The sequence below is a fragment of the Pantoea sp. JKS000250 genome, assembly GCF_003201065.1.
Taxonomy (GTDB): domain Bacteria; phylum Pseudomonadota; class Gammaproteobacteria; order Enterobacterales; family Enterobacteriaceae; genus Pantoea; species Pantoea vagans.
This window is the reverse complement of sequence record NZ_QICZ01000001.1, coordinates 1,263,197-1,285,338: the sequence shown is the minus strand read 5'-3', so window position 1 is coordinate 1,285,338 and position 22,142 is coordinate 1,263,197. Positions and strand designations below refer to the sequence as shown.

20 protein-coding genes are annotated in these 22,142 nt (G+C 56.1%); 15 read left to right on the top strand and 5 right to left on the bottom strand.

Annotated elements, in window-relative coordinates; genetic code table 11:
* Positions 1-73 precede the first annotated feature (73 nt).
* Positions 74-1,402, bottom strand: a complete 1,329-nt coding sequence (gene srmB, locus BY447_RS06110) for an ATP-dependent RNA helicase SrmB (RefSeq protein ID WP_033783912.1) — start codon at positions 1,400-1,402, stop codon at positions 74-76.
* Positions 1,403-1,566: 164 nt separating this feature from the next.
* Between srmB and trmN the strand changes: the two genes are divergently transcribed.
* Positions 1,567-2,316 (top strand): tRNA(1)(Val) (adenine(37)-N(6))-methyltransferase TrmN, encoded by a 750-nt coding sequence (trmN, locus tag BY447_RS06105; protein WP_110330760.1) that lies wholly within the window; start codon positions 1,567-1,569, stop codon positions 2,314-2,316.
* Here trmN and nadB read toward each other — a convergent pair.
* A complete protein-coding gene (gene nadB / locus BY447_RS06100; RefSeq protein ID WP_110331918.1) occupies positions 2,301-3,920 on the bottom strand; it encodes an L-aspartate oxidase in 1,620 nt (539 codons plus the stop codon). The two genes, trmN and nadB, sit on opposite strands and share 16 nt — an antisense overlap.
* Positions 3,921-4,333: 413 nt before the next feature.
* On the opposite strand from nadB, the gene rpoE reads away from it, so the two are divergent.
* The 11 genes from rpoE to acpS all read left to right on the top strand — a co-directional run bounded on the left by rpoE (position 4,334) and on the right by acpS (position 13,791).
* Positions 4,334-4,909: an RNA polymerase sigma factor RpoE gene (gene rpoE, locus BY447_RS06095; RefSeq protein ID WP_013358764.1), complete on the top strand. Its 576-nt coding sequence runs from the start codon at positions 4,334-4,336 to the stop codon at positions 4,907-4,909.
* Positions 4,910-4,939: 30 nt separating this feature from the next.
* On the top strand, positions 4,940-5,593 hold the full coding sequence (gene rseA / locus BY447_RS06090; protein ID WP_013358763.1) for an anti-sigma-E factor RseA: 654 nt from the start codon (positions 4,940-4,942) through the stop codon (positions 5,591-5,593).
* The gene (gene rseB / locus BY447_RS06085) at positions 5,593-6,549 is read left to right on the top strand and encodes a sigma-E factor regulatory protein RseB (protein WP_110330759.1); all 957 of its coding nucleotides are present in this window, start codon (positions 5,593-5,595) and stop codon (positions 6,547-6,549) included. Before rseA ends, rseB begins: the two co-directional genes overlap by 1 nt.
* A complete protein-coding gene (gene rseC / locus BY447_RS06080) occupies positions 6,546-7,010 on the top strand; it encodes a SoxR-reducing system protein RseC (RefSeq protein WP_033783909.1) in 465 nt (154 codons plus the stop codon). Before rseB ends, rseC begins: the two co-directional genes overlap by 4 nt.
* Before the next feature lie 218 nt (positions 7,011-7,228).
* Entirely contained in the window at positions 7,229-9,028 is a 1,800-nt protein-coding gene (lepA, locus tag BY447_RS06075) for a translation elongation factor 4 (RefSeq protein ID WP_013358760.1), read from the top strand.
* A gap of 9 nt (positions 9,029-9,037) precedes the next feature.
* Positions 9,038-10,012, top strand: a complete 975-nt coding sequence (gene lepB / locus BY447_RS06070) for a signal peptidase I (RefSeq protein ID WP_033733550.1) — start codon at positions 9,038-9,040, stop codon at positions 10,010-10,012.
* A gap of 131 nt (positions 10,013-10,143) precedes the next feature.
* Positions 10,144-10,824: a ribonuclease III gene (rnc, locus tag BY447_RS06065; RefSeq protein ID WP_010257656.1), complete on the top strand. Its 681-nt coding sequence runs from the start codon at positions 10,144-10,146 to the stop codon at positions 10,822-10,824.
* A 144-nt stretch (positions 10,825-10,968) separates the two neighbouring features.
* A complete protein-coding gene (gene era / locus BY447_RS06060; RefSeq protein WP_110330758.1) occupies positions 10,969-11,874 on the top strand; it encodes a GTPase Era in 906 nt (301 codons plus the stop codon).
* A gap of 4 nt (positions 11,875-11,878) precedes the next feature.
* Entirely contained in the window at positions 11,879-12,607 is a 729-nt protein-coding gene (gene recO / locus BY447_RS06055) for a DNA repair protein RecO (RefSeq protein WP_033733548.1), read from the top strand.
* Between the two features lie 72 nt (positions 12,608-12,679).
* The gene (gene pdxJ / locus BY447_RS06050) at positions 12,680-13,411 is read left to right on the top strand and encodes a pyridoxine 5'-phosphate synthase (protein WP_013358756.1); all 732 of its coding nucleotides are present in this window, start codon (positions 12,680-12,682) and stop codon (positions 13,409-13,411) included.
* The gene (gene acpS / locus BY447_RS06045; RefSeq protein ID WP_013358755.1) at positions 13,411-13,791 is read left to right on the top strand and encodes a holo-ACP synthase; all 381 of its coding nucleotides are present in this window, start codon (positions 13,411-13,413) and stop codon (positions 13,789-13,791) included. The genes pdxJ and acpS overlap by 1 nt, the downstream gene beginning before the upstream one ends.
* Here acpS and BY447_RS06040 read toward each other — a convergent pair.
* The gene (locus BY447_RS06040) at positions 13,788-14,036 is read right to left on the bottom strand and encodes a YfhL family 4Fe-4S dicluster ferredoxin (RefSeq protein WP_110330757.1); all 249 of its coding nucleotides are present in this window, start codon (positions 14,034-14,036) and stop codon (positions 13,788-13,790) included. The two genes, acpS and BY447_RS06040, sit on opposite strands and share 4 nt — an antisense overlap.
* A gap of 55 nt (positions 14,037-14,091) precedes the next feature.
* A complete protein-coding gene (locus tag BY447_RS06035) occupies positions 14,092-14,931 on the bottom strand; it encodes a MurR/RpiR family transcriptional regulator (protein ID WP_010257643.1) in 840 nt (279 codons plus the stop codon).
* Between the two features lie 155 nt (positions 14,932-15,086).
* On the opposite strand from BY447_RS06035, the gene yfhb reads away from it, so the two are divergent.
* The gene (gene yfhb / locus BY447_RS06030; RefSeq protein WP_033733545.1) at positions 15,087-15,725 is read left to right on the top strand and encodes a phosphatidylglycerophosphatase C; all 639 of its coding nucleotides are present in this window, start codon (positions 15,087-15,089) and stop codon (positions 15,723-15,725) included.
* A gap of 63 nt (positions 15,726-15,788) precedes the next feature.
* On the top strand, positions 15,789-16,280 hold the full coding sequence (gene tadA, locus BY447_RS06025) for a tRNA adenosine(34) deaminase TadA (protein WP_110330756.1): 492 nt from the start codon (positions 15,789-15,791) through the stop codon (positions 16,278-16,280).
* Here tadA and mltF read toward each other — a convergent pair.
* The gene (mltF, locus tag BY447_RS06020) at positions 16,277-17,734 is read right to left on the bottom strand and encodes a membrane-bound lytic murein transglycosylase MltF (protein WP_013358751.1); all 1,458 of its coding nucleotides are present in this window, start codon (positions 17,732-17,734) and stop codon (positions 16,277-16,279) included. The genes tadA and mltF overlap by 4 nt on opposite strands.
* 267 nt (positions 17,735-18,001) lie before the next feature.
* Here mltF and purL point away from each other — a divergent pair, with 267 nt between their 5' ends.
* Positions 18,002-21,889, top strand: coding sequence for a phosphoribosylformylglycinamidine synthase (gene purL, locus BY447_RS06015; protein ID WP_110330755.1), 3,888 nt, complete (start codon positions 18,002-18,004; stop codon positions 21,887-21,889).
* The last annotated feature ends 253 nt before the right edge of the window (positions 21,890-22,142 follow it).

Below are 22,142 nucleotides of genomic sequence, written 5' to 3'. Positions count from 1 at the left end.
GAAAAGGCCGTAACTGATTATCAGATAAAAAAAATCGCCTCCTGTGAGGCGATTTTTTTATGCGTGTGATGTTTTATTCCGCATTCTCGTTAGCTGGCGTAGTGCCGCTTGCCTTGCGGCGTTTACCGACGTTTTTGGCATCACGATGGCGTTTTTTCACGCGCGGCTTTTCTGTTTCGCTCGCTTTCTTCTCGGCACGCTTTGCCAGCACCTTTTTCGACGGTTTACCCGTGGTTTTAGCACCAGGCGCACGCGTCTCAGGACGCAGCTCATCAATCACACGCGCTTTAATTGGCTCGTTAACATAGCGGGTGATTTTGCCCAGCAGCACGAAGTCATGCGCTTCAACCAGTGAAATGGCGATGCCTTTGCGGCCCGCACGACCGGTACGACCGATGCGGTGGAGATAGGTATCGGCAGTACGCGGCATGTCATAGTTGAAGACGTGGCTGACATCTTCAACATCGATGCCGCGCGCGGCGATATCCGTCGCAACCAGCACATTAACCCGTCCTTCACTCAGACGCTTAATCGCTTCGTTACGCTTGGCCTGCACCATTTCACCTTCAAGATAGCTGCTACGAATCCCCGCTTCGTGCAGCCAGCTCACCAGTTCATGCAGGCGTTCACGCTTTCGCACAAACACAATGCTGCGCGTCACATCCGGCTGCTTCAGCAGATGAATCAGTAATTTGGTTTTATGCTGCAGATCATCAGCGCGGTAGTACCACTGCTGGATCTTTTTGCGCTCGCGACGGCTCGGATCCGCTTCCAGTTCAACCGGTTCGTTCAGCAGACGTTCGGCGAAGTCACGGATATTGTCGCCTTCCAGCGTGGCGGAAAACAGCATGGTTTGCTTGCGCCAGCGCGTTTCAGCCGCGATGGTTTCGATATCCTGAGCAAAGCCCATATCAAGCATGCGGTCCGCTTCATCCAGCACCAGCGTTTCTACGGCGCGGCAGTCAAAGTTCTCTTCTTTGATGTATTGCAGCAGACGGCCGGTAGTCGCGACCACGATATCCTGGTTTTCGCTGAAGACTTCGGCATGGTTCATGTAAGCCACGCCGCCGGTGATCGTGGCGATGTCCAGATGCGTATGTTTCGCCAGTTCACGCGCATGATCGGCAACCTGCATCGCCAGTTCACGGGTCGGGGTCACAATCAGGATGCGTGGTGGTCCGGATTTCTTGCGCGGAAAATCAAGCAGGTGCTGCAGCGCCGGTAACAGATACGCGGCGGTTTTCCCGGTTCCTGTAGGTGCCGAACCCAGAACGTCACGGCCCTCCAGCGCGGGCGGAATTGCAGCGGCCTGGATCACTGTTGGGCGCGTAAAGCCTTTTTCCTGCAACGCTTGTAGCAGGCTTTCGTCGAGTTCGAGTTCGGAAAATGTGGTTACTGTCATGGTCTACCTCAGTTTGGGGCGCTGATTATAGACAGATCAGACTGAATCTTCATCTGTTAATCCGTTTCCGCTGCGCCTGGGGTTGTCTGCTGCGTGAATTCCCACTGTCGTCACGTTACACTCATGCGCTGCCGTGCGGCAGGAAAAAACGATGGTAGTGACGAATGATGCAGGATAAGCCGCGTGAACGGCCTCAGTTAAACAAGAACGGATTTACCTTTAAACAATTTTTTGTTGCCCACGATCGCTGTGCGATGAAAGTGGGCACCGATGCCATTCTGCTTGGTGCCTGGGCGCCGGTCGCCGGAGTCAGACGCATTCTGGATATTGGCAGTGGCAGCGGGTTAATCGCACTGATGCTGGCGCAGCGCACGCCGTCACAGGTCCAAATCGATGCGGTGGAGTTAGAACCTGAAGCCGCACAGCAGGCGCAGGAGAATATGCAGCAGTCGCCGTGGCCTGAACGTATTCAGGTTCATCAGCAGGATATCGCCAGCTGGGCTGAGCAGTGCGATAAACGTTACTCGCTGATTGTCAGCAATCCCCCTTATTTTACGCCGGGCGTAGCCTGTTCTACCGTGGCACGGGACAATGCACGCGCGACAGCCTCGCTCGATCATCAGACGCTGTTACGCAGTGCAGCCTTATTAATTGAAGAAGAGGGGATGTTCTGCGTGGTGCTGCCCGTCGATATTGGGCAGACGTTTATCACCCTGGCGCAGGCCGATGGCTGGCATCTGCGTTTCCGGCTGGACGTGGCGGAATATGCCCATCGTCCGCCACACCGCGTCGTACTGGGTCTGTCGCCGCAGGCTGGGGAAACGCTGCTGGAGCGTCTCTCAATCCGCGCACCAGACACCCACTATTCCGATAAGTGGTGTAGCCTGACGCAGGACTTTTACCTCTTCATGTAACCCGGCGGGGTCAGAATAGTTGGCAGCGCTTCTGGCAGTAAGTCCGGATAGTCATGGATATAGTGCAGGCCGCGACTCTCTTTTCGCTCCAGCGCGCAGCGTACCATCAGGTCAGCGACCTGCACCAGATTCCGCAGCTCCAGCAGATTATTGGAGAGGCGGAAGTGGTGATAATACTCATCGATCTCCTGCTGAAGCAGATTGATGCGGCGCAGCGCCCGCTCCAGCCGCCGGGTGGTGCGGACGATGCCCATATAATCCCACATGAATAACCGCAACTCGTGCCAGTTATGCTGGATCACTACGCGTTCATCGGCGTCATCAACCTGACTCTCATCCCATGCAGGAAGGGCAGTGACGGCTTCAATGCCGGGCAGGGTACGCATCAGCTCCTCTGACGCGGACCAGCCATACACCAGACACTCCAGCAGCGAATTGGAGGCCATGCGGTTAGCGCCATGCAGGCCGGTATAACTCACTTCACCAATGGCATACAGGCCACTGACATCGGTCTGACCGTGCTGATCGACGACGACGCCACCGCAGGTGTAGTGCGCAGCGGGCACGATCGGAATCGGCTCTTTGGTCAGGTCAAAGCCAAAGGTCAGCAACTTCTCATAGATCATCGGGAAGTGTGCGCGCACAAATTCTTCAGGCTGGTGGCTGATATCCAGATACATACAGTCCACACCCAGCCGTTTCATCTCGTGGTCGATAGCGCGGGCAACAATATCGCGCGGGGCCAGTTCGGCGCGTTCGTCGAAGTCGGGCATAAAACGACTGCCATCGGGACGTAACAGCCAGGCACCTTCTCCGCGTAACGCTTCGGTTAACAGGAAATTCTGCGCCTGAGGATGAAACAGGCAAGTCGGATGAAACTGGTTAAATTCCAGATTGGCTACCCGGCAACCCGCGCGCCACGCCATCGCGATGCCATCACCGGAGGCGATGTCAGGATTAGTAGTATATTGATAGACTTTGGCGGCCCCGCCCGTTGCAACGACGACGGCCCGCGCCCGACAGGTTTCGACCTGCTCGCGATTGCGATTCCAGATCCACGCACCCACCACTCGCCGAGCGCCAGGCAGGCCGATTTTATCTGAAAGAATCAGATCGACCGCGTTGGTGCGCTCCAGAATCCGGATGTTAGGGTGGCTTAATGCCTGGCTCACCAGCGTGGTTTCTACCGCATGGCCGGTGGCGTCAGCACTGTGCAGAATGCGGCGATGACTGTGGCCGCCTTCGCGCGTCAGGTGATAGCGCATGTCACCCGCCGCCTGTGGATCGAGATCAAACGCAACGCCGTTGTCGATCAGCCACTGCACACAATGCCGGGCATTACTGGCAATAAACGACACGGCCTCACGGTCGCATAATCCCGCGCCGGCAATCAGCGTGTCTTCGATATGTGACTCGATGCTGTCCGTCTCATCAAATACCGCAGCAATACCGCCCTGCGCATAAAGGGTTGACCCTTCATTGACCTGCGCTTTACTGAGAACGGTCACCTGATACTGTTTTGCCAGCCGTAACGCCAGCGACAGTCCAGCCGCACCGCTGCCTACAATCAACACATCACACTGATAATCCGGTTTCGCATTCATCATAATGTTTAATTTACTAAACAAGACCAGGCCTGAGCATAAGCGTAACAGGGGGTTCTGTGAAGTATTTTAAACATCAGATGCGCGCGTTAATCTGGCAATTATCTAAAGTCACCTATAATCAGTAAGTTAAAAACATGCCGCTTCAGCCGTGGTTTTTTATAGCAAACTTATTAAACCTAAAGGATTTAATGATGAAAAAGCTGTTGTCATAGGTTACTCTGCCTGCGATTTACGCTCCTGACACTGAACGAAAACGAACAACCTGTGTTATCTCCATCGGAGCGGTAAATATCACGGCGGGAAGTGAACTTCGCACCACATCACAACTCTAAGCGCATGCTTGCTCAGAAACATGAGATGTGCTGGCAGTTACTTTTGCATATGAAAAATTTGGGGAGACATTACCTCGGATGAGCGAGCAGTTAACGGATCAGGTCCTTGTCGAGCGGGTACAGAAGGGAGATCAAAAAGCGTTCAACTTACTGGTGATTCGTTACCAGCATAAAGTGGCGAGTTTGGTTTCACGCTATGTTCCCTCGGGCGACGTGCCTGATGTAGTACAGGAATCGTTTATTAAAGCGTATCGCGCACTGGACTCTTTCCGGGGCGATAGCGCGTTTTATACCTGGCTGTACCGCATTGCGGTAAACACAGCGAAAAATTACCTGGTTGCTCAGGGGCGTCGTCCGCCATCCAGCGATGTGGATGCGATTGACGCAGAAAATTTCGAAAGTGCGGGTGCATTAAAAGAAATTTCGAACCCTGAGAACTTAATGTTGTCTGACGAATTGAAACAAATTGTCTTTCGTACCATCGAGGCGCTACCCGAGGACTTGCGTATGGCAATCACCCTCAGGGAACTGGACGGTCTGAGTTATGAAGAGATCGCCGTCATTATGGATTGCCCGGTAGGCACTGTTCGATCACGTATCTTTCGTGCGCGAGAGGCCATTGATAACAAAGTTCAACCGCTTATCCAACGTTAGTGATAACGGCTACTGGAAGGGTACATAGGCATGCAGAAAGAAAAACTTTCCGCTTTAATGGATGGTGAGACCTTAGATAACGAGCTGTTTTCCGCCTTGTCTAAGGACGCAGAACTACAGAAAAGCTGGGCGAGCTATCATCTTATTCGCGATACCATGCGCGGTGATGTGGGCGATGTCCTGCATTTTGATATCTCTGCGCGCGTCGCTGCTGCTATCGAAAAAGAACCGTTGCGTACGGTTACCACGCTGATCCCTGAAGCTCAGCCAGAACCTTCCCGCTGGGAAAAAATGCCGTTCTGGAAAAAAGCGCGCCCGTGGGCTGCGCAACTGACTCAGGTGGGCGTAGCTGCCTGTGTGTCACTGGCCGTGATCGTGGGTGTTCAGCACTACAACCAGCCGCAGGGTAGCGCCACGCAGACCTCTGACTCTCCGGTGTTTAATACGCTGCCGATGATGGGTAAAGCTTCACCGGTGAGCCTGGGTGTGCCGTCTGATGCCTTTGACACCAACAGCTCAAATCAGCAGGTTCAGGATCAGCGTCGTCGCGTAAACGCCATGCTGCAGGACTATGAACTGCAACGTCGTCTGCATGCTGATCAGCTGCAGTTTGAAACCGATGCGCCAAAACAGGCGCAGGTTGATGTTCCCGGAAACCAGTCATTAGGACAGCAGCAGCAGTAATGAAGCCGCTTTGGTATGCTGTTAGCCTGCTGACAGGCAGCCTGTTGTGGTCATCTGCCGCCCCGGCGCAAACTACTGCGTCCGGGGCGCTATTGCAGCAGATGGAGCAGGCAAGTCAGAACCTTAACTACGAATTTGCCTATATCAACGTCTCGCGCATCGGCATTGAATCGCTGCGTTATCGTCATGCTGTGATCGATAACCGGATATTCGCGCAGCTGTTGCAGATGGATGGGCCACGTCGGGAAGTGATCCAGCGTGGCAACGATATCAGCTACTTCGAACCCGGCCTTGATCCTTTCTCGCTCCCTGGCAATCACATTATTGACGCTTTGCCGTCGGTGATTTTTGCTGACTTCACCAAGCTCGCCACTGCCTACGATTTTATTACCGTGGGACGCTCGCGCATTGCCGATCAGATGTGTGATGTGTTGCGCATCGTGTCACGCGATGGCACGCGTTACAGCTATGTGGTCTGGCTGGATGTGGACACCAAGCTGCCGCTGCGCATCGACCTGCTCGATCGTGATGGTGAAACGCTGGAGCAGTTCCGCGTCATCAGCTTTGCGGTGGATGAAGGGGTGCGCAATCTGATGCAGGGGCTGGAGAAAGCGAATCTGCCACCGTCGCTGTCCGTGCCGAAAGGGGACGCGGTTACCGTTACCTGGCAGCCAGGCTGGATACCCGCAGGCATGTCGCTGGTGTCGCAGAATCGTCGCACGCTGCCGGGGCTGAACAAAAATATTGAGTCGAAGCTCTACAGCGATGGTCTGTTTAGTTTCGCGATCAACGTGACGCCAGCTGATAAAAGCAGCACAACCCAGACATTGCGCACTGGGCGTCGTACGGTCCAGACCGTTGTGCGCAATAATAACGAAATTGCGGTGATCGGCGAATTACCGCCCTCAACCGCAAAACGTATTGCGGACAGCATCGACCTGGGGTCACAAAAATGATGAGAGAATGGGCCACCGTGGTGGCATGGCAGGATGGTATTGCCACACTGCACACCGAAGCAAAAACGTCCTGCAACAGCTGCCAGGCACGCAAAGGCTGTGGCAGCCATATGCTGAACAAACTCGGTCCGAAGAATGCTCACGTGATGCAGATTGCCAGCAGCAAGCCGCTGCAGCCGGGACAGCGCATTGAGTTAGGCATCAAAGAGAGCAGCCTGCTGGGTTCAGCGCTGCTGGTCTATATGACGCCGCTGTTTGGCCTGTTTGTGGTTGCCGGATTGTTTCAGTCGCTGTTCAGCAGCGATCTGGCGGCCGCCTGTGGCGCACTGCTGGGCGGCATCGGCGGTTTTATTGTCGCGAAAGGCGTTTCAATGAAATTTGGCGATCGCGAAGCCTTTCAGCCGGTCATTCTGAACATTGCCCTCCCTCCCGATGCGCTGCGTGTTGAAAGCGAAGCGTAATGTACGTCCAGGCCGCGCATCCCGCGGCCTTTGTCCGTTCTGCCTTGCGCAGATATCTGTTTCGCTTCCACCACGTTCCATTCTTTTATGCGCGGCGTTAACAGTGTAATATGCGTCGTCATTAATGAGGCTGACAGGATTGTGGGTAAAGAGCGATCTTCCTGAATGTGTCTGTGCTCAGATTTTCAACTGAATTTTAAGCGAAGATATCCCTATAAATGAAGCACATAAGAAATTTCTCCATCATCGCTCATATCGACCATGGTAAATCTACGCTCTCTGACCGCCTTATTCAGATCTGTGGTGGCCTCTCTGACCGTGAAATGGCTGCGCAGGTTCTTGACTCCATGGATCTGGAGCGGGAGCGTGGCATTACTATCAAAGCACAGAGCGTCACACTCGATTACCACGCGAAAGACGGCGAAACTTACCAGCTCAATTTCATCGATACTCCGGGCCACGTAGACTTCTCTTATGAAGTTTCCCGCTCACTGGCTGCCTGCGAAGGTGCATTGCTGGTGGTGGATGCGGGTCAGGGTGTTGAAGCGCAGACACTGGCGAACTGCTACACCGCGATGGAGATGGATCTGGAAGTAGTGCCGGTTCTTAACAAAATTGACCTGCCGGCCGCCGACCCCGATCGCGCTGCGCAGGAGATTGAAGATATCGTCGGCATCGATGCGGCTGATGCGGTGCGCTGCTCCGCTAAAACCGGCGTCGGCGTTCCGGACGTGCTGGAACGCTTAGTGCGCGATATTCCGCCGCCGGAAGGCGATCCGGAAGGCCCGCTGCAGGCGCTGATTATCGATTCCTGGTTTGATAACTACCTGGGCGTTGTCTCGCTGGTGCGTGTGAAAAACGGCACCATGCGTAAAGGTGACAAGATCAAAGTCCTCAGCACCGGCCAGGTCTATAACGCTGATCGCCTGGGTATCTTTACCCCGAAACGTGTCGATCGTAATGAACTGAACTGCGGTGAAGTCGGCTGGCTGGTCTGCGCCATTAAAGATATCCTCGGCGCACCGGTGGGGGATACCCTGACCACCGCCCGCAACCCGGCAGACAAAGCGCTGCCAGGCTTTAAAAAAGTGAAGCCGCAGGTTTATGCCGGTCTGTTCCCGATCAGCTCTGACGACTATGAAGCGTTCCGTGATGCGCTTGGCAAGCTGAGTCTGAACGATGCCTCGCTGTTCTATGAGCCAGAAAGCTCAACGGCGCTGGGCTTTGGTTTCCGCTGTGGCTTCCTCGGTCTGCTGCACATGGAAATCATCCAGGAGCGTCTGGAGCGCGAATACGACCTCGATCTGATTACCACTGCACCGACGGTAGTGTATGAAGTCGTGACCACCGGCGGCGAAATTGTTCATGTCGACAGCCCATCCAAGCTGCCGCCACTAAATAACATCGAAGAACTGCGTGAGCCGATCGCGGAATGTCACATGCTGCTGCCGCAGGAGTATCTGGGCAACGTTATCACGCTCTGTATTGAGAAGCGTGGCGTGCAGACCAACATGGTTTACCACGGCAATCAGGTTGCACTGACGTATGAAATTCCGATGGCAGAAGTGGTCCTCGACTTCTTTGACCGTCTGAAATCCACCTCGCGCGGCTATGCCTCACTGGATTACAACTTCAAACGTTTCCAGCCTTCAGACATGGTGCGTGTCGACGTACTGATTAACTCTGAACGTGTGGATGCGCTGGCGCTGATTACCCACCGCGACAATGCGCCTTATCGCGGCCGCGATCTGGTTGAGAAAATGAAAGAGCTCATCCCGCGTCAGCAGTTTGATATTGCGATTCAGGCTGCGATTGGTAACCACATTATCGCGCGTTCAACCGTTAAACAGCTGCGTAAAAACGTTCTCGCCAAGTGTTATGGCGGTGACGTCAGTCGTAAGAAGAAACTGTTGCAGAAACAGAAAGATGGTAAGAAGCGCATGAAGCAGGTTGGTAACGTTGAGCTGCCACAGGAAGCGTTCCTCGCCATTCTGCATGTCGGTAAGGACAGCAAATAAGGATTTCCAATGGCTAATATGTTCGCCCTGATTCTGGCGATAGCGACGCTGATTACTGGCATCGTCTGGGTAATTGATCGTTTCAAATGGGCACCCGAGCGTCGCGCGAAACAGGCGGCGGCGCAGGCTCAGACCGGTAACGCACTTGACAGCAAAACGCTGGCGAAAGTCTCTTCACAGCCAGGCTGGGTTGAGACCACCGCGTCCGTGTTCCCGGTGCTGGCTGTGGTTTTCATCGTGCGTTCGTTTATTTACGAACCGTTCCAGATTCCCTCTGGCTCGATGATGCCAACACTGCTGATTGGCGACTTTATCCTGGTGGAGAAATTTGCTTACGGCATTAAAGATCCGATCACCCAGACGACGCTGATTCCAACCGGTCAGCCGAAGCGTGGCGACATTGCGGTATTTAAATACCCGAAAGATCCGAGCCTGGACTACATTAAGCGCGTTATTGGCCTGCCAGGCGATAAAGTCATCTATGATCCTTACAGCAAAACGCTGACGGTGAAACCGACCTGTGGTGATGATAAAGCCTGCGACACAGCGTTAGCAGTGACTTACACCGACGTTGAGCCAAGCAACTTTATCCAGACCTTTAGCGGCTTTGATGGCAACGAAACCGGCAACGGTTTTTATCAGGTGCCACAGGGCGATACCCTGCGCGGTGGTCTGCGCCTGGGAACACGCAAAGAGACAATCGGTAACGTGACGCATGACATTCTGCTGGTTAACGAAGCGCAGAGTCAGGCGGGCATGTATTATCAGCAGCCGGGTCAGCCGCAGGCGAGCTGGGTCGTGCCGAAAGGGCAATATTTCATGATGGGCGACAACCGTGATAACAGCGCCGACAGCCGCTACTGGGGCTTTGTCCCGGAGCGTAATCTGGTCGGCAAAGCGGTCGCTATCTGGATGAGCTTTGAGAAACAAGAAGGTCAGTGGCCAACCGGCGTGCGATTCAGTCGCATCGGCGGTATCCACTAATAATTTTGTCTGATTAACAGGCAAATCGGGTGGCCTCCTCAGGGAGGCCACTGCACACCAAACGGAACGTGTTGGACTGCCAGCCCCGTTTGGTATGCAGAGTCACAGACGCAACAAAGAACTGGAATCGCATGAACCCCATCCTGATTAACAAGCTTCAGCGCAAACTGGGCTACACTTTTACTCATTCGGAACTGTTACAGCAGGCCCTGACTCATCGCAGCGCCAGCAGTAAGCACAACGAGCGCCTGGAATTTCTGGGCGATTCTATTCTTAGCTATGTGATTGCGAATGCCCTTTATCACCGCTTCCCGCGTGTTGATGAAGGTGACATGAGCCGCATGCGTGCCACGCTGGTGCGCGGCAATACGCTGGCTGAAATGGCTCGCGAATTTGATCTTGGCGAGTGCCTGCGCTTAGGGCCGGGTGAGCTGAAAAGCGGCGGTTTCCGTCGCGAATCGATCCTGGCGGATACGGTGGAAGCGCTTATTGGCGGCATCTTCCTCGACAGCAGCATTGAGCGGGTAGAGCAACTGATCCTCGACTGGTATCAGACGCGCCTGGATGAAATCAGTCCTGGCGACAAACAAAAAGATCCCAAAACGCGCCTGCAGGAGTATCTGCAGGGACGTCATCTGCCGCTGCCAAGTTATCTGGTGGTGCAGGTGCGTGGCGAAGCCCACGATCAGGAATTTACCATTCACTGTCAGGTGAGTGGCATGGCCGAGCCGGTCGTCGGCGTCGGCTCCAGCCGTCGTAAAGCCGAGCAGGCAGCGGCTGAACAGGCACTGATAAAATTAGGTCTCGAATAGGTCTGTCGGGGTGACAGTGCCGGACCGGCGCTGAATCAATCACCCTCTGACAGCTCTATCCCGGCGTCAGAAGACGCTGAATGACACATGACTCAAATAGCACTCTTCGGCGCCGCATCAGGCGCTGAACAATTCAGGACTCGAATGAGCGAAAACGTTACTTATTGCGGCTTTGTCGCGATTGTTGGCCGACCGAACGTCGGTAAATCCACCTTACTGAACCAGTTGCTGGGGCAGAAGGTGTCGATCACCTCGCGTAAGCCGCAAACCACGCGCCACCGCATCATGGGCATTCATACTGAGGGCAACTATCAGGCGATTTACGTCGATACCCCCGGACTGCACATGGAAGAGAAGCGCGCCATTAACCGTCTGATGAACCGTGCAGCCAGCAGTTCAATTGGCGACGTAGAGCTGGTGATCTTCGTCGTTGAAGGTACCCGCTGGACGCCAGATGATGAGATGGTGTTAAACAAACTGCGCGACAACAAAGTGCCGGTTGTGCTGGCTGTGAATAAAGTCGACAACATCCAGGATAAAACCATTCTGCTGCCGCATCTGCAGTTCCTCAGCCAGCAGATGAACTTCCTTGATATCGTGCCAATCTCTGCGGAGAGCGGCAAAAACGTCGATACCATTGCGGCCATTACCCGCAAGCATCTGCCGCAGGCCGATCATCACTTCCCGGAAGATTACATCACCGATCGCTCTCAGCGTTTCATGGCGTCAGAGATGATCCGTGAAAAACTGATGCGCTTCCTGGGCGCTGAACTGCCTTACTCGGTCACCGTGGAGATTGAGCGCTTCGTGACTAACGAACGCGGCGGTTATGACATCCATGGTCTGATTCTGGTCGAGCGCGAAGGGCAGAAGAAGATGGTGATTGGCAACAAAGGTGCCAAAATCAAAGTCATCGGAACAGAAGCGCGCAGGGAAATGGAAGAGATGTTCGAAGCGAAAGTGCATCTCGAACTGTGGGTGAAAGTGAAATCCGGCTGGGCAGATGACGAACGAGCGCTGCGCAGCCTGGGTTATACAGACGATCTCTGATTCAATGGAAGGCTGGCAACGCGCCTTTGTGCTGCATAGTCGTCCCTTCAGCGAAACCAGCCTGCTGCTCGACCTGTTCAGCGAAAACGAAGGGCGGGTTCGGGTGCTGGCCAAGGGCGCACGCTCGCGGCGCTCCCAGCTGAAAGGTGCGTTACAGCCTTTTACCCCGCTGCTGGTTCGCTGGAGCGGGCGCGGGGACGTCAAAACCCTGCGCAACGCCGAAGCGGTGTCGCTGGCTTTACCGCTCAGCGGCATTACGCTCTACTGCGGTCTCTACGTCAATGAGCTGGTCTCTCGCGTACTGCAGCCGGAATCGCCCTTCCAGGAACTTTTCTTCGACTACCTCAACTGCCTTCAGGCATTAGCCTCAACGCACGGCAAGCCCGAACCGGCACTGCGCCGTTTTGAACTGGCGCTGCTCGGTCACCTGGGCTACGGCGTCGACTTCCTGCATTGCGCCGGCAGCGGCGAGCCGGTCAGTGACGACATGACGTACAGCTACCGTGAAGAGCGTGGCTTTATCGCCAGTCTGGTGGTCAATCAGCGCAGCTTTACCGGCCGCGAGTTGCACGCCCTGTGCGAGCGTGAGTTTCCCGATGCCGACACGCTGCGCGCTGCGAAGCGGTTTACCCGTATTGCCCTGAAGCCCTACCTGGGTGGCAAGCCGCTGAAAAGTCAGGAGCTGTTCCGTCAGTTTATCCCGAAGAAAAAGCCCGAACAGGCAGATGAATAGCGCAGGGTGTACTGACGGTTTATAGTTGCGCGGTACACTCAACATCACGATGGAAAAGAAGTGAGGATGGTTATGGCTGAGTTGCTGTTAGGCGTCAATATCGATCACATTGCCACGGTGCGTAACGCCCGTGGGACAAACTATCCCGATCCGGTGCAGGCGGCGTTCATCGCCGAGCAGGCAGGCGCAGACGGCATTACAGTGCACCTGCGCGAAGATCGCCGTCACATTACCGACCGCGACGTGCGAATTCTGCGGGACACCATCCAGACGCGCATGAATCTGGAGATGGCGGTCACTGATGAGATGATCGGCATCGCCTGTGATATCCAGCCCCATTTCTGCTGCCTGGTGCCGGAAAAGCGCCAGGAAGTGACCACGGAAGGCGGACTGGATGTGGCAGGGCAGCAGGAGAAGATGAACGCGGCCGTACGACTGCTGCGTGACGCGGGCATTCTGGTTTCACTGTTTATTGATGCCGACCACCGCCAGATCGAAGCGGCCGTTGCTACCGGTGCGCCTTACATCGAAATTCATACCGGCGCTTATGCTGAGGCTCCCGAGGGACGGGCGCGTGACGCAGAGCTGGCACGCATTCGCCATGCCGCGACCTTTGCCGCCAGCCTGGGGCTGAAGGTGAATGCCGGTCACGGTCTGACATACCATAACGTGCTGCCGATTGCGGCGCTGCCGGAAATGCATGAGCTGAATATCGGCCATGCGATTATCGGCCGTGCGGTGATGAGTGGCCTGCCGGATGCGGTCAAAGAGATGAAGCAACTGCTACGTGAAGCCCGCCGCTGATGGCTATTCTGGGACTGGGCAGCGACATCGTTGAGATTGAACGCATCGCCGACGTGATAGCGCGCTCCGGCGACAGGCTGGCGCGTCGGGTGCTGAGTGAAGCCGAATGGCAGCAGTATCAGGCGCACAAACAGCCGGTGCGCTTTCTCGCCAAACGCTTTGCGGTTAAAGAGGCGGCAGCCAAAGCCTTCGGCACCGGCATTCGCGGTGGTCTGGCATTTAATCAGTTCGAAGTTTACAACGATGCGCTGGGTAAACCGGGGTTACGCTTCTTTCAGCAGGCCGCTGACGTGGCAGAGAAGCTGGGCGTTAACCACGTTCACGTAACGCTGGCCGACGAGCGTCACTACGCCTGCGCCACGGTAATCATTGAAAGCTAGCCGTGCAGCAGCACGAACTTATCCCACAGCGCATCGCGTGATTCGGTGTGCTGTGGGTCAGTGATAATGGTGTTGTCGATGGGGCAGACCCGCTGACAGGTTGGCGCTTCATAATGCCCGACGCATTCCGTGCAGCGGCTGACATCAATCTCATAGATCGTATCGCCCAGTGAAATCGCCTGGTTCGGGCACTCCGGTTCGCACATATCACAGTTAATGCATCTGGACGTAATCAACAGCGCCATTTTACCCACCTGATAACAACAGAAAAAGCGCGGGTATTATACGCGCTGCCGCTGATCAGACCAGCTTTTTCACCAGCGCTTCGCTGTGACGAATATGGCTCGATGCGCGCTCCGGATCGTTTTGCACCAGCGCCATAAACAGCAGATCGGTCAGGGCCAGCTGCGCTGTGGTCGAGGAGATCGCCGCGCTGCGGGTGCTCTGCTCTTCCGCCACCGTGTAGAGACAGTAGCTGGCACTCTGTTGCAGGGTGTTCGGCGTAAAGCCGGTAAACGCTACCACATCGGCCCCAACCTGAACCGCTTCCTGCGCCGCCAGATTAATCTCGCGCCGTTCCCCGGTGTAGGAGATGGCGAGCAGCACATCACCTGGCCCCATCGCCTGCACGCTGGCCAGCAGGGCGTGCATGTCCTGTTCCGCCACCGCATTGATACCAATCTTCATCAGCTTCCAGGAGAAGTCCTTTGCCACCAGGCCCGATGCGCCGATGCCGACCAGTAAAATGCGCCGGGCATTTTTCAGAAGCTGTAACACATCGTTGAGCTTCTCTTCGCTATTAATATCCAGCGTGGCGCGGATCGCCGAGAGCTTTTCGGTCAGCAGCTTTTCGCCCACCATTTTAAGCGGATCGTCGCTGAGAATATGGTTATGCACGGTAATGGCATCCTTGTCCGCCAGTGACTCACTCAGAGCCAGCTTAAGCGCCGGAAAGCCTTTATATCCCAGCTTCTGAGCAAATTTCACCACGCTCGACTGGCTGACGCCCGACTCTTCCGCCAGCTTTTGCGAACTCAGGTGACGTGCCCGATCGGGTTGCGACAGTAAAAAATCCGCCAGCCGACGCTCGTTCAATGCCAGACGTGGATAAAGCTGGCGAATGCGCAGCAATGAACTCATGCCCAATCCTCATAATTCAGGGATAATCAGTGAAGAATAAACTATTCATCGGGCATTGTAGTCATCGGAATTAAAAATGACCGTCATCGCCGTACCGCCTGATGATGGCTACACTACTCTTTATCATCCCGGAATCAGCCGTTAAGGAGAGTTGTTTGACCAGGGGAACACAACGTCGCATCGTATTTTTCGACCTCGATGGCACTTTGCATCAGCAGGACATGTTCGGCACCTTTATGCGCTATCTGCTGCGTCGCCGCCCGCTTAATCTGCTGCTGGTGGTGCCGTTACTGCCGGTGGTGGGCATCGGTCTGCTGTTTAAAGGCCGCGCGGCACGCTGGCCCATGAGCCTGCTGCTCTGGTCAATTACCTTTGGCCGATCCGAGCAGACATTGCTGCGCCTCGAAGCCGAGTTTGCCCAGTGGTTTCGCCTGCGCGTAAAAGCCTTTCCGGTGGTACAGCAGCGCCTGACGGATTACCTCGGCAGTGATGACGCTGACGTCTGGCTGATCACCGGATCGCCACAGTCGCTGGTGGAGCAGGTCTATTACGACTCCGCGTTTCTGCCACGCGTGAAGCTGATTGCCAGTCAGATGCGTCGCGGCTGGGGCGGGCGTGTGCTGGCGATGCGCTGCCTCGGCCATGAGAAAGTGGCCCAGCTTGAAGAGAAAATCGGCACGCCGTTACAGCTCTACAGCGGCTACAGCGACAGCAAACAGGACAACCCGCTGCTGTTCTTCTGTCAGCATCGCTGGCGTGTGACGCCGGCGGGTGAACTGCAACAGCTGGAATAAGTTTCGACACGCTCGCAGAGATCGCTATAATGCGCCGCTTTTCAGTCGCCCGGAGTGGTCAGCGTGAAACAACAAGATGAATACTGGATGCGCCACGCGCTTAGCCTGGCGCGCCGCGCCTGGGAGCAGGGCGAAGTGCCGGTGGGAGCCGTGCTGGTTCAGAACGACCGGGTGATTGGTGAAGGCTGGAACCGGCCCATCGGCCAGCACGATCCGACCGCGCATGCAGAGATCATGGCGCTGCGGCAGGGCGGTAAAATACTGGAAAATTACCGCCTGCTGGATACTACGCTCTACGTCACGCTGGAGCCGTGTGTGATGTGTGCCGGTGCCATGGTTCACAGCCGTATTAGCCGACTGGTCTACGGTGCGCACGATATTAAAAGTGGGGCGGCGGGATCGCTGCTGGATGTAATGGGCCATCCTGGCATGAATCATCAGGTTGAACTGCATAGCGGCGTGCTGGCTGAAGAGTGTGCAGCCATGCTGAGCGACTTCTTCCGTATGCGTCGCGAGCAGAAAAAAGCGCTGCGTCAGGCGCAACGCCAGGGTTAGTTCATGGCGATCTTCGGTTCGACCGCCGGGTAGCCCTTCGCCAGTTCGGCCTGGGCTTCAGCCTGCCGCGCCAGACGCTTCTCCTGCTCCTGCAGATAACCCACCAGGCTTATCTGATACTTGCGGATATTCTCCACGTAGTTATAGGCTTCATGCCCACGGGCATAGCCATACGCTGTCTGCGTGTAGTAGCGCTTCTGGCTTAACATGGGCAGACGCAGCTTCACATCCGCCCAGCTGTCCGGATTACCGCCCTGGCGGGCCGTCAGTTTGCGGACGTCAAGCATATGGGCATAACCCATGTTATAAGCCGCCAGCGCAAACCAGATGCGCTCATCTTCCGGGATGGTCTGCGGCACCTTCGCCATCATATCCTGCAGATACTGACTGCCGCCGCGAATGCTCTGTTCGGGATCGGTTCGATCGCCCACATCCAGGCTATCAGCGGTGTTACGCGTCAGCATCATCATGCCGCGCACGCCGGTCGGCGAGGTAGCCTGCGGGTTCCAGTGCGACTCCTGATAGGAGATCGCCGCCAGCAGCCGCCAGTCGATGCTGGTGGCGTACTTCTCAAACAGCGGCTTGATGTCGGGCAGCGTATTATCGATGGCGCGCAGGAATGTGCGGGTATCAACATAGTCAAAGGTACCGACGTGACCGAGATATTTCTCCTCCAGCCGCGCCATCGCGCCTTCTTCGCCCATACCATTAAAAAAGTCGAGCATTGCTGCATTCAGACTGTCGTCATCGCTGTGCCGCACATACCAGGTCACCGGCTCTTCATCGGTAACGTCGAACGCCACCGCCAGTTGCGGATAGATGCGCTGCAGCAGGGCGATGGTAACCGAGTCACCAATGGTGTAGTCGAGCTTGCCGTCGGCGACCGCTTCCAGCAGGGCCTTAGGACTCTGATCGGTGGAGATCGCCCAGTCCAGATCGGGGAACTGATTGGAACGGGCGCTCTTGAGCGTGGACAGATAGGCCGATCCGGACGCAACTGTCAGCCGCCCCTTTAAGTCACCGAGGTTTTTAGGGCGTGGCTTATCCACGCGATAGACCAGCTGTTGTGAAACGTTGTAGTAACCTGGCCCGGTCTGATAGCGCGTCAGGCGTTCATTGTTGTAGTTCAGGCCAGCGGCCAGCAAATCGGCTTTACCCTCGTCAAGATCATCAAACAGATCGCTCAGGTTAGGACGAACCGTCACCTTCAGTTTGACGCCAAGATAATCGGCGAAGCGTTTTGCCAGCTCATAATCCATACCGGCCGGTAACTGGTTAACTGTGTAGTACGTTAATGGGGAGTTGATGGTACTGACCCGCAGGACTCCCCGTGATTTAATCTGTGAAATCCTGTCCTGCCCACCCCCATACCAGGGAATGGATGGCCACAGCGCTAACGCTAACAGCACGGCAACCAGACCGATAAACAGATAATTAAATTTTAGGCGTTTCAAATAGTTATCTCTCGCTGGCTCTAAGGCCTCTGTCTTTTAAAGGCAGTATTTATCTTCTTTGAACTCCCAGAGCGAGGGGCATTTTGCGCAACAAAATCACACTGAGCAACTTTTATAGCAGCTTTTGCGCAAAATTCAGGCAAATCCGGGTTGCCAAAAATTGTGCGCAAACGGTTTCGTCGCGAGGTCGCTTTCTCTATAATACGCCCCGTTTTCCCTGTTGCGCCCAATCAAGCGTCGCCCGGCGCCCTGACGAGAGACTTATTAATGGAAATTCTGCGTGGTTCGCCCGCCCTGTCGGCATTTCGTGTAAACAAACTGCTGACCCGCTTTCAGGACGCTCATCTGCCGGTGAGTGATATTTACGCTGAGTACATCCATTTTGCTGATGTCAGTACGCCTTTAACCGCTGACGAACAGAGCCGCCTGCAACGCCTGCTGAAGTATGGTCCCTCTCTCGCTGAACATGCCCCACAGGGACGTCTGCTGCTGGTGACACCACGTCCCGGCACCATTTCGCCCTGGTCATCCAAAGCCACCGACATTGCTCATAACTGCGGCCTGCCGCAGGTACGTCGTCTGGAACGCGGTCTGGCTTTTTATGTGCAGGCTCCGCAACTGACAGAAGCGCAGTGGCAGACGCTGGGTACACTGCTGCACGATAGGATGATGGAGACAGTCTATAGCGATCTGGCCCAGGCTGAGCAGCTGTTTGCGCACCATACGCCGCAGCCGGTGAAGAGCGTCGATCTGCTGGGTGAAGGCCGTCAGGCGCTGGTTCAGGCAAATATCTCGCTGGGTCTGGCGCTGGCAGACGATGAAATTGACTACCTGGTGGCGGCATTTACCGCGCTGGGCCGCAATCCCAACGACATTGAACTCTATATGTTTGCGCAGGCGAACTCTGAGCACTGTCGTCACAAGATCTTCAACGCCGACTGGATTATCGACGGCGAGAAACAGCCGAAGTCGCTGTTTAAGATGATTAAAAACACCATGGAGCAGACGCCGGACTTCGTGCTCTCTGCTTATAAAGATAACGCCGCCGTGATGGAAGGGTCAGAGGTTGGCCGCTTCTTTGCTGACGCCGGCGAGAGCGAATACCGCTGGCATCAGGAAGCCGCGCACATCCTGATGAAGGTGGAAACGCATAACCATCCAACGGCCATCTCGCCGTGGCCAGGCGCCGCGACCGGTTCCGGTGGTGAGATCCGTGATGAAGGCGCAACCGGACGCGGCTCCAAGCCCAAAGCGGGCCTGGTTGGATTCTCGGTTTCTAACCTGCGCATCCCTGGCTTTGAACAGCCGTGGGAAGAGGATTTCGGCAAACCGGCGCGCATCGTCAGCGCGCTGGAAATCATGACCGACGGTCCCCTGGGCGGCGCTGCGTTTAACAATGAATTTGGTCGTCCGGCGCTGAACGGCTACTTCCGTACCTATGAAGAGCAGGTCACCAGCCACAACGGCACCGAGCTGCGCGGCTATCACAAGCCGATTATGCTGGCGGGCGGCATCGGTAACATCCGTGCCGATCACGTGCAGAAAGGCGAAATCACCGTCGGCGCGAAGCTGGTGGTGCTGGGCGGACCGGCTATGAACATCGGCCTGGGTGGCGGCGCAGCATCCTCCATGGCCTCGGGCCAGTCGGATGCCGATCTCGACTTCGCCTCGGTTCAGCGTGATAACCCGGAGATGGAGCGTCGTTGCCAGGAAGTGATCGACCGCTGCTGGCAGCTGGGCGATGAGAACCCGATTCTGTTTATTCACGACGTAGGCGCGGGCGGCCTTTCCAACGCCATGCCGGAGCTGGTCAGCGATGGTGGCCGCGGTGGCCGGTTTAACCTGCGTGACATCCTGAGTGACGAGCCAGGCATGAGCCCGCTGGAAGTCTGGTGTAACGAATCACAGGAACGTTATGTGATGGCCGTCGCGCCCGATCAGCTGGCGCAGTTTGAGGCGATCTGCCAGCGCGAACGCGCTCCGTTCGCGGTGATTGGTGAAGCGACCGAAGAACTGCACCTGAGCCTGGAAGATAGCCATTTCGATAATAAGCCAATCGACATGCCGCTTGACGTGCTGCTGGGCAAAACGCCGAAGATGACGCGTGATGTGGTGACACAGCAGGCACAGGGGACCGAACTGCAGCGCGACGGCATTACGCTGGTCGATGCGGTGAATCGCGTGCTGCATCTGCCTGCCGTAGCGGAGAAAACCTTCCTGATCACCATCGGTGACCGCAGCGTGACCGGCATGGTAGCGCGCGATCAGATGGTCGGCCCGTGGCAGATCCCGGTTGCCAACTGTGCGGTGACCACTGCCAGTCTCGACAGCTATCACGGCGAAGCCTTTGCCCTGGGCGAACGTTCACCGGTTGCGCTGCTGGACTTCGCGGCGTCGGGTCGTCTGGCGGTGGGTGAAGCACTGACTAACCTGGCGGCAACGCAGATTGGTTCGCTGAAGCGCGTGAAACTTTCCGCTAACTGGATGTCTGCAGCCGGTCATCCGGGTGAAGATGCTGGTTTATACGCGGCGGTGAAAGCGGTCGGCGAAGAGCTGTGTCCGGCGCTGGGGATCACTATCCCGGTCGGTAAAGATTCGATGTCGATGAAAACCCGCTGGCAGGAAGGCACCGAACAGCGAGAGATGACCTCACCGCTGTCGCTGGTGATTACCGCGTTTGCCCGCGTCGAAGATGTTCGTCGTACCGTCACGCCACAGCTGCAGGCCGATCAGGATAACCTGCTGCTGCTGATTGACCTGGGCAACGGCGCGAATACGCTGGGCGCAACCGCGCTGTCGCAGGTCTATCGGCAGCTCGGCGACAAACCTGCCGACGTGCGTGATGCCACACAGCTGGCGGGCTTCTTCAATGCGATTCAGGCGCTGGTGGCTGAGCAGAAACTGCTGGCCTACCACGACCGCTCTGACGGTGGCCTGCTGGTGACGCTGGCCGAGATGGCGTTTACCGGTCACTGCGGTATCGACGTTGATATCGCCTCGCTGGGCAACGATGCGCTGGCTGCTCTGTTTACCGAAGAGCTGGGCGCGGTGATCCAGATCAATGCCACCGATCGCGCGGCGGTTGAGCAGATCCTGGCGAATCACGGCCTTGCCGCCTCGACGCATCTGTTGGGCAGCGCACAGCCGGGCGATCGCTTTGTGATCCGTTCCGGTGATAGCGCGGTTTACAGCGAAAGCCGTACCACGCTGCGCACCTGGTGGGCGGAAACCACCTGGCAGATGCAGCGCCTGCGTGACAACCCGGCGTGTGCCGATCAGGAACATGAAGCGAAGAAGAACGACAGCGACCCTGGCCTGAACGTGAATCTGACCTTCAATCCGCAGGAAGATGTGGCGGCGCCGATGATCGCTACGGGCGCACGTCCACGCGTCGCGGTGCTGCGTGAGCAGGGCGTGAACTCACACGTCGAGATGGCCGCCGCCTTTGACCGGGCTGGCTTTACCGCCATTGACGTTCACATGAGCGATCTGCTGGCCGGACGTCGCGGTCTGGAAGAGTTCCAGGCGCTGGTGGCCTGTGGCGGCTTCTCTTACGGTGATGTGCTCGGTGCCGGTGAGGGCTGGGCGAAATCGATTCTGTTCAACCCGCGCGTGCGTGACGAGTTCGAAACCTTCTTCCACCGTCCGCAAACCCTGGCGCTGGGCGTCTGCAACGGTTGCCAGATGATGTCCAACCTGCGCGAACTGATCCCGGGCAGCGATCTCTGGCCGCGATTCGTGCGTAACCAGTCTGAGCGCTTTGAAGCACGCTTCAGCCTGGTCGAAGTGGCCGCCAGTCCGTCACTGCTGCTGGACGGCATGGCCGGTTCGCATATGCCTATCGCGGTTTCGCACGGTGAAGGCTTTGTCGAAGTCCGTGATGCGACGCATCTGGCAGCGCTGGAGTCGAAAGGACTGGTGGCACTGCGCTTCGTCGATAACTTCGGCAAGGTGACAGAAACCTATCCGGCTAACCCGAACGGTTCTCCGAACGGCATTACCGCCGTGACCAATGAAAGTGGCCGCGTCACCATTATGATGCCGCATCCGGAGCGCGTGTTCCGTACCGTCAGTAACTCCTGGCATCCGGCCGAGTGGGGCGAAGACAGTCCGTGGATGCGCATTTTCCGCAATGCGCGCAGACAGCTGGGTTAATTTATTCCACTGAAATGAACAGGAGGCCAGCGTGCCTCCTGTTCTTTTTTGCGCCACTGTTGGCAAATAGCGACAACAGGGGCGTTGCACTGTCGCTTTGTGGCGACATTTATCTCGTTGATTTTTAAAGTGTGCTTATCATACTGATTTTAGTGTCGCCTTACGGAGACAGGTAGCCTGTGCTGATATAAGATTTTTCGCAATAGCCAGCGGGAGGGCCTGCTCAATTTGCTGAAAAATATAATGATTTATT

Excerpts from the sequence above, each read along its gene's own strand:
- lepA (WP_013358760.1), top strand. The coding sequence starts at position 7,229 with ATGAAGCACATAAGAAATTTCTCCATCATCGCTCATATCGACCATGGT.
- BY447_RS06035 (WP_010257643.1), bottom strand. The coding sequence starts at position 14,931 with ATGAGTTCATTGCTGCGCATTCGCCAGCTTTATCCACGTCTGGCATTG.
- lepB (WP_033733550.1), top strand. The coding sequence starts at position 9,038 with ATGGCTAATATGTTCGCCCTGATTCTGGCGATAGCGACGCTGATTACT.
- nadB (WP_110331918.1), bottom strand. The coding sequence starts at position 3,920 with ATGAATGCGAAACCGGATTATCAGTGTGATGTGTTGATTGTAGGCAGC.
- rseC (WP_033783909.1), top strand. The coding sequence starts at position 6,546 with ATGATGAGAGAATGGGCCACCGTGGTGGCATGGCAGGATGGTATTGCC.
- rseA (WP_013358763.1), top strand. The coding sequence starts at position 4,940 with ATGCAGAAAGAAAAACTTTCCGCTTTAATGGATGGTGAGACCTTAGAT.
- rseB (WP_110330759.1), top strand. The coding sequence starts at position 5,593 with ATGAAGCCGCTTTGGTATGCTGTTAGCCTGCTGACAGGCAGCCTGTTG.
- rpoE (WP_013358764.1), top strand. The coding sequence starts at position 4,334 with ATGAGCGAGCAGTTAACGGATCAGGTCCTTGTCGAGCGGGTACAGAAG.
- trmN (WP_110330760.1), top strand. The coding sequence starts at position 1,567 with ATGATGCAGGATAAGCCGCGTGAACGGCCTCAGTTAAACAAGAACGGA.
- rnc (WP_010257656.1), top strand. The coding sequence starts at position 10,144 with ATGAACCCCATCCTGATTAACAAGCTTCAGCGCAAACTGGGCTACACT.
- recO (WP_033733548.1), top strand. The coding sequence starts at position 11,879 with ATGGAAGGCTGGCAACGCGCCTTTGTGCTGCATAGTCGTCCCTTCAGC.
- acpS (WP_013358755.1), top strand. The coding sequence starts at position 13,411 with ATGGCTATTCTGGGACTGGGCAGCGACATCGTTGAGATTGAACGCATC.
- BY447_RS06040 (WP_110330757.1), bottom strand. The coding sequence starts at position 14,036 with ATGGCGCTGTTGATTACGTCCAGATGCATTAACTGTGATATGTGCGAA.
- srmB (WP_033783912.1), bottom strand. The coding sequence starts at position 1,402 with ATGACAGTAACCACATTTTCCGAACTCGAACTCGACGAAAGCCTGCTA.
- purL (WP_110330755.1), top strand. The coding sequence starts at position 18,002 with ATGGAAATTCTGCGTGGTTCGCCCGCCCTGTCGGCATTTCGTGTAAAC.
- era (WP_110330758.1), top strand. The coding sequence starts at position 10,969 with ATGAGCGAAAACGTTACTTATTGCGGCTTTGTCGCGATTGTTGGCCGA.
- pdxJ (WP_013358756.1), top strand. The coding sequence starts at position 12,680 with ATGGCTGAGTTGCTGTTAGGCGTCAATATCGATCACATTGCCACGGTG.